The sequence below is a fragment of the Streptomyces sp. NPDC002690 genome, from assembly GCF_053592415.1.
Window position 1 is genome coordinate 1 of record NZ_JBSFVR010000473.1, and the last position, 4,939, is coordinate 4,939.

The following is a 4,939-nucleotide window of genomic DNA, read 5'->3' on the forward strand; positions in this document are numbered from 1 at the left end:
AGGACGGCGGGCCCTTCCCGTCGCGTCTGCGACACTGGAAGAACCATGCCTAAGCCCGGAGAACTCACCTTTGTCGCGCCCCGCGGAGCCAAGAGATCACCGGAGTTCGCCGCGTACGCCGTCCACAGGTCGCGCCACAGGACACCGGCCGACCAGGCGTCCCACGCCATGTGATGGATCGTCAGGACGAGTACGTGGTCGTCCGGCGCGGCCGCCAGCAGGTCGGCGCGCAGTGGCCCGGTACCGAACAGGTCGAGCCGGTGCCCGGCCGCCTCCGCGACGGCGGCGGCCAGCCCGCCCGGCGTCACCGTGGAGCGGCCGAACCAGGGGTGCGCGGTCGTGGCGGGCGCGAAGCTCTGCCGGATGCCGTCCGGTGTGCGCACCAGCCGCATCCGCAGCGGGTCGTGGCGCTCGACGACGAGGGCCAGCGCGGCCCGGAGGCGGTCCGCGTCCAACGGGCCGCGGATGCGCCAGCTGTGCGTGAGGCGCCAGCGGCGGATCTTGTCCCGGCTGAGGCCCATCCGCTGCTCCAGGGTGAGCGGATGTGCCGTGGCGGGCCCGGCCGGGGCCGGGGCCGCGCTCACAGAAGGACCGGGAGCTCGTGGATGCCGTAGATCCGCATCTCGTGCCGGAAGGGGATCTCGTCCGCGGGGACCGCGGGACGCAGCCCGGGGAAGCGCCGCAGCAGGGTACTCAGCACGACGCGCATCTCCATCCTGGCCAGCAGCATTCCGATGCACAGGTGCGCGCCGTGACCGAAGGCGAGGTGGCGGCGGGCGTCGCGGTGGATGTCGAAGCGGTCCGGGTCGGGGAATTCGCGGGGGTCTCGGTTGGCCACCGAGTGCAGTACCAGGACGCCCTGCCCGGCACGGATGAGCCGGCCGGCGATCTCGACGTCCTCGGTCGCGACCCTGGCGACGCCGCCGGTGATCGACAGGTAGCGCAGCAGCTCGTCCACCGCGCCACCGACGAGCGCCGGGTCGCGGCGCAATTCGTCGAGCTGGCCGGGGTGCTGGAGCAGGGTCAGGACGCCCAGGCCGATCATGTTCACGGTGGTGACGTGCCCGGCGACCAGCAGCAGCCGGGCGATGTCGACCGCGTCCTCGTAGCGGCACTGCCCGGACTGGACCTGGCCGACCACGAACCTGCTGAGCAGGTCGTCGGTGGGGGCGTCCATCTTGGTGCGGACGACCTTCTCCAGGTAGTCGCCCAGGTCGTCGATGGCCTGGTCGATCTGGCGGGAGGTGGACTCCTTGCTGAGCGCGGCGGCGGTGCGCTGCTGGAGGTACTCGTGCTCGTCGTACGGCACGCCCAGCAGGCGGCAGATGACCAGCGACGGCAGCGGCATGGCGAGTGCCTTGACCAGGTCGACGGGCTGCTCGCGGGCGGCGATGCCGTCCAGCAGTTCGTCGGTGAGCCGCTGGACGTCGTCCTGCAGCGCGGTGATGCGGCGGCCGAGGAACTCCGAGGTGAGCATCTGCCGGAAGTGGGTGTGCTCCGGCGGGTCGTCGCGGATCATCCGGCTGAACGCGCGGACCAGCGGGTAGCCGGGGTCGCGCGAGTCGGAGCTGAAGCGGGCGGTGTCGGCGAGGATCGCCCGCGCCTCCTCGTAGCGGGTGACCAGCCACACGTCCTGCCGCTTGCCGACCGTCATCCGGGCGAGCGTCAGCGGCTCCTGGTCCTGCAGGGCGGTGTAGCCGGGCGGTGGGTCGAAGGGGTTGCTTCTCGGCATGGGGAAGGTCACGGTCGGTCGTGTGTCCACGGCGGGCTCTCCGTCCTGTTGTCGGTGCGGTGGCGTCACGACGGGTCGAGAAGGCCGTCGAGGGCGCGCTGGACGTCGATGGCGGCCGAGGTCCGCAGCACCGGTACCAGGGGCAGCAGGCTGTTCATGTCCCCGTCGATCAGGATGCGGCCGCTCAGCACGCCGCCGACCGGGTCGAGCTCGCCGCGCAGCATGGCGAGTTCGACCGGCCAGCGGTAATTGATCACGGCCTGCGGGGCGGGGTGCCGGCCGAGCGCGCTGTCGGCCAGCCGGCCGTCCCGTATGTCGTCGTAGTACTCGACCGTTCCGTCCGGCCCCTCCTCGACCACGTGCTGGACGAGGGCGGTGGCCCCGGGCGCCGCGGGCAGGGCGGAGCCGAGCCGCAGCCGCTCGGCGATCCATTCCGCCGAGAGCAGTCTCATGCCGCTGCGCCTAGGAGAGGGACGTGAGGTTGAAGGACGAGGTGCCGCCGATCCGCTCGCCCGGGGTGAACTCGATGTGCAGGCCGCGGGAGACCCGGGCCTCCCAGTTGTTCGGCTGGTCGACGTCGACCGACAGGCTCTTGGAGCTGATGCGGTAGTCGGGGATGCGCTTGAGCACCTGCTCGACCATGGTGGTCGCCTCCGCCTTGCCGAGGCCGCCGCCGATGCAGAAGTGGATGCCCTGGCCCAGCGCGACGTGCCGGTTCGGCAGGCGGTCCAGCACGATCTCCGCCGGCTCGTCGAAGACCTCGGGGTCGCGGTTGGCGGGGGCGTAGCCGATGGCGACGCGGTCGCCCTCCTTGATGTCCTTGCCGTAGAAGCAGACGTCCTTGGTCGCGGTGCGGGACAGGAAGGGCACCGGGCTGTAGTAGCGCAGGAACTCCTCCATCGCGGCGGGGAGCCGGGAGGGGTCCTCGACGATGGCCGCGCGCCGGTCGGGGTGGGCGCCGAGGTAGGACAGCGCGCCCAGGGCGAGCCGGGCGGTGGTGGCCATGCCGCCGATGACGAAGGTGAAGCAGATCTCCACCAGTTCCATGTCGGTGAACTTGCGGCCCGCGACCTCGGCGGCGAGCAAGTGCGAGACCAGGTCGTCCTTGGGGTCCGCGCGGCGCGCGACGATGGTCTCGGTGGTCCTGCTGAGCAGCCGCGACCAGGCGTCGTTGAGGGTGAAGCGGTCCTCGCCGCGTACGTGCACCGCGTCGGCGAATATCTCGGCGTCCTCGACGGGCAGGCCGAGCAGGTCCAGGGTGGTCATCGCGGGGACCAGTTTGGCGAGGCCGTGGAACAGGTCGGCGCGGCCGGTCTCGATCCACCTGTCGATGCACCAGGTGGTGAACTCCAGGAAGCGGGGGCCCATCTTGCGCACGGCGGTGGGCGAGAAACGGGAGTTGAGCAGCTTGCGGTACTCCTGGTGGAGCGGAGGGTCGATCTCGATCGGCACCGCGCGCACCGGGGTGGCCGGCACCATCACGCCCGAGTACGGGCTCGCCCCGTTGGGCATCTCGTGGCGTGACGCGAAGGTCTCGGGGTCCTTGGCCGCCGCGCAGACGGCCTCGTAGCCGGTCACGAGCCACCGACCGCCCTGGTAGTCCCACCAGGTGACGGGTTCACCACGCTTGTGGAACCTGTCGTACCGCTCGTCCTTGACGAATTCACCGGCCGACATTTCGGTATCGGTCATTGCAGCTGGCCCTCACTCGGTCTATCTGGTCGCGTACGAAACACGACGGGAAGGTAGGGAAAAGCCGTGCCTTGCGGTGACCGGATGACGGGGAATCTCGACCCGCCGCTTCCGTATGCCACAGCTTCCGCAATAGTGGGTATTTCAGTGCCGCAGCAGCGTCGCCGGGGCACACCGGACCCGTGTCAGAACTTCAGTAGATTTACGTGTCGCCGTGGCACTGTCAAGACGTGACGGGCCACCAAGGCCCCTGCGACACGGGGCAGTTCCGACCCCTGGACCTGCACGATCAGATGCCAGAACCCGCCCGGTCCGTGAACCCCAAAGGAATGGCAAAACCTTGGTATTGGAATTCTTATCCCTTCCGCAACCTTATCGGAGGCACCCAAAACGGACACTCGGGATTCGCCAGTGACCACATTCCGTGATCGTTGACAGTTTCCCGGGGGCCGACCTACAGTTGGCCGCGCCTCCCACCGAATGACGATTCTGATTCAGTGCGGGCAGTTTCTTCGCACCAACGGCCATTGGTTGTGTGTCCAATGTTTGGATTGAAGCCATTGACCCTGGGGAGGGGTAGGCGATGAGCACCGCTCGGATGCGTGTTCTCGGTTTCAGCGGACTGGACGGGGCCCGCAGGTTAAAGCGCGACCGGCTTCCCGGGCTCGCGGAGAGCGAGTACGCGATCTTCCAGGGGGCCGACGCGGCGGCCGGCCTGGTCGTCGGCGGCCGGGTGGCCGCGGCGGCGGCCGAAGAGCGGTTCGACGGGCTGAAGCACTCCGAGGCCTTCCCCGCGGCGGCCGCGCACTTCTGCCTGTCGGAGGCCGGCATCGGCCCCGACGACCTCGACCTGGTCGCCCACTGCTTCTCCTACGGGCCCGAGCGCGACTTCTACCTCGGGCAGCAGGGCTACTACGACGACCTCTACCGCGAAGTGCTCGCCCCTGAGGCCAACCGGACCGTCGCGGAGAAGGCGCTCGGCACGGAACTCGGCGGCCGTTTCCTGCCGGTGCCGCACCACCTGGCCCACGCCGCAGGCGCCTACCTCCCCAGCGGATTCGACCGCGCCCTGGTGCTGGTCTCCGACGGGCTGGGCGAGCGCCACTCGGCCACCGTGCTGGCCGCGGGCCCCGACGGCTTCGAGACCGTACGCGAGATCGCCGCGCACGACTCGCTCGGGCTGCTCTACGGCCTCTTCACGCTCTACCTGGGCTTCCGCTTCGGCGACGGCGAGTACAAGGTGATGGGCCTCGCCCCGCACGGCGACGCGAGCCGGTACCGCCGCGTCCTGGACCGCCTGGTGGAGTTCGCCGCGGACGGGACCTACCGCGTCCCGATCCTGCTGGAGAACGTCACCGTCCTCGACAAGGAGACCTACCGGCCGGCGCTCGCCGAACTGGAGCGGCTGCTGGGGCCGCGCAGGCGTTGTTGGAGCGCATCACCCGCCACCTGGACGAACGCCGTCTGATCGGAACCCGGTTGGCGGTCGGCCCGCCGTTCTACCAGGGCGTCACC

The 4,939-nt window shown here is 70.0% G+C and carries 4 protein-coding genes and 1 pseudogene; 1 reads left to right on the forward strand and 4 read right to left on the reverse strand.

Translation table 11 applies throughout. The features are described 5' to 3' along the window. From ACWD3D_RS33525 to ACWD3D_RS33540, 4 genes are all read right to left on the reverse strand, one after another. On the reverse strand, window positions 1–584 hold a 584-nt coding region (locus ACWD3D_RS33525), incomplete at its 3' end, for a condensation domain-containing protein (protein ID WP_451464485.1). Beyond that, entirely contained in the window at window positions 581–1,732 is a 1,152-nt protein-coding gene (locus ACWD3D_RS33530; protein WP_451464486.1) for a cytochrome P450, read from the reverse strand. The genes ACWD3D_RS33525 and ACWD3D_RS33530, both read right to left, overlap by 4 nt. Before the next feature lie 65 nt (window positions 1,733–1,797). Continuing rightward, on the reverse strand, window positions 1,798–2,184 hold the full coding sequence (locus ACWD3D_RS33535) for an SCP2 sterol-binding domain-containing protein (protein ID WP_451464487.1): 387 nt from the start codon (window positions 2,182–2,184) through the stop codon (window positions 1,798–1,800). Between the two features lie 10 nt (window positions 2,185–2,194). Beyond that, complete coding sequence (locus ACWD3D_RS33540; protein ID WP_451464488.1) at window positions 2,195–3,424, reverse strand: cytochrome P450; 1,230 nt, start codon at window positions 3,422–3,424, stop codon at window positions 2,195–2,197. A gap of 598 nt (window positions 3,425–4,022) precedes the next feature. On the opposite strand from ACWD3D_RS33540, the pseudogene ACWD3D_RS33545 reads away from it, so the two are divergent. Further along, window positions 4,023–4,748, forward strand: a pseudogene (locus ACWD3D_RS33545) (carbamoyltransferase N-terminal domain-containing protein); the annotation flags it as partial. Between the last annotated feature and the right edge of the window lie 191 nt (window positions 4,749–4,939).

Bases quoted from the DNA above. Each gene is read 5' to 3' on its own strand.
- ACWD3D_RS33530 (WP_451464486.1), bottom strand. From the start codon at position 1,732: ATGCCGAGAAGCAACCCCTTCGACCCACCGCCCGGCTACACCGCCCTG.
- ACWD3D_RS33535 (WP_451464487.1), bottom strand. From the start codon at position 2,184: ATGAGACTGCTCTCGGCGGAATGGATCGCCGAGCGGCTGCGGCTCGGC.
- ACWD3D_RS33540 (WP_451464488.1), bottom strand. From the start codon at position 3,424: ATGACCGATACCGAAATGTCGGCCGGTGAATTCGTCAAGGACGAGCGG.